The sequence below is a fragment of the Pseudonocardia sp. McavD-2-B genome (assembly GCF_024124365.1).
Lineage (GTDB): Bacteria > Actinomycetota > Actinomycetes > Mycobacteriales > Pseudonocardiaceae > Pseudonocardia > Pseudonocardia alni.
On the sequence record NZ_JAMXSG010000540.1, the window covers coordinates 1 to 1,178 of the forward strand.

2 protein-coding genes are annotated in these 1,178 nt (G+C 76.8%); both read left to right on the forward strand.

The window, feature by feature from the left end; genetic code table 11:
* Positions 1–780 (forward strand): sensor histidine kinase (locus NH602_RS31000; protein ID WP_253069712.1); only part of this gene is annotated, 780 nt, incomplete at its 5' end.
* Position 781: 1 nt separating this feature from the next.
* On the forward strand, positions 782–1,178 hold a 397-nt coding region (locus NH602_RS31005), incomplete at its 3' end, for a LytTR family DNA-binding domain-containing protein (protein ID WP_253069713.1).

Here is a 1,178-nt window from a genome sequence, read left to right on the forward strand (position 1 = left end):
CGACGGCTCACCGAGGCCGGCCGCACCGCGCTGCCCGTCGGCGACGGGCCGGTGCTCGTCCTGGCCGGTGGGGTCGGGTCGGCCGCCGCCCGCCGGACCGCCGCGTTCGTCGCCGACGCCCTCGAACGCGCCCGCCTGACCGACGGCGAGGCCGAGGCCGAGGCCGCCCGGCTGCGCGCGCTGCGGGCCCAGATCTCGCCGCACTTCGTCTACAACGCGCTCACCACGATCGCCTCGTTCGTCCGCTCGGACCCGGCGCGCGCCCGCGACCTGCTGGAGACCTTCGCCGAGTTCATCCGGCACTCGCTCGCCGCACGCGGCGACTACGTGCCGCTGGCCGGGGAGTTCCGCTCGGTCGAGGCCTACCTGACCCTCGCCCGCGCCGTCCTCGGCGAGCGGCTGCGGGTGCAGGTGCGGGTGGCGCCGGAGGTGCTGCCGGTGCCGGTCCCGGTGCTGGCGCTGCAGCCGCTGGTGGAGAACGCGGTGCAGCACGGCGTCGAGCGCTCCCCCGACGGCGGGCTGGTACAGGTCAGCGGCGAGGCCGAGGGGGACGTCTGCGTGATCACCGTCGACGACGACGGGCCGGGCATGAGCCCCGAGCACGCCCGCGCCGTACTGGCCGGCACCGCCGAGGGCGCCGGGCTGGCGCTGGTGAACGTCGACCGCAGGCTGCGCGCGGTCTACGGCCCCGATCACGGCCTGGTCATCGAGACCGCGCCCGGCGCGGGCACCCGGATCGTGCTGCGGATCCCGCGGTTCCAGCCCGGGGTGGTGATCTGAGGTGACACCCCCCGCCGAGCCACTGCGCGTACTGGCCGTCGACGACGTCGCCCCCGCCCTCGACGAGATCTGCGCGCTGCTGGCCGACGCGCCCGACGTCGGCGAGGTCGCACGGGCCGGCGGCGCGGTGGAGGCGCTGCGCGCGATCCCCACCGGCCGGTTCGACGCCGTCTTCCTCGACATCACCATGCCCGGGATGGACGGCCTGGAGCTCGGCGGTGTGCTGGCCGCGATGGCCACGCCCCCGGAGATCGTCTTCGTGACGGCGTTCGAGGAGCACGCCGTCGCCGCGTACGGCCTCGGCGCCGTCGACTACCTGCTCAAACCGGTCGGCGCGGACCGGCTCGCCGACGCGCTCGGCCGGGTGCACCGGGCCCGGGCGGGCCGCTCGGCCGCCG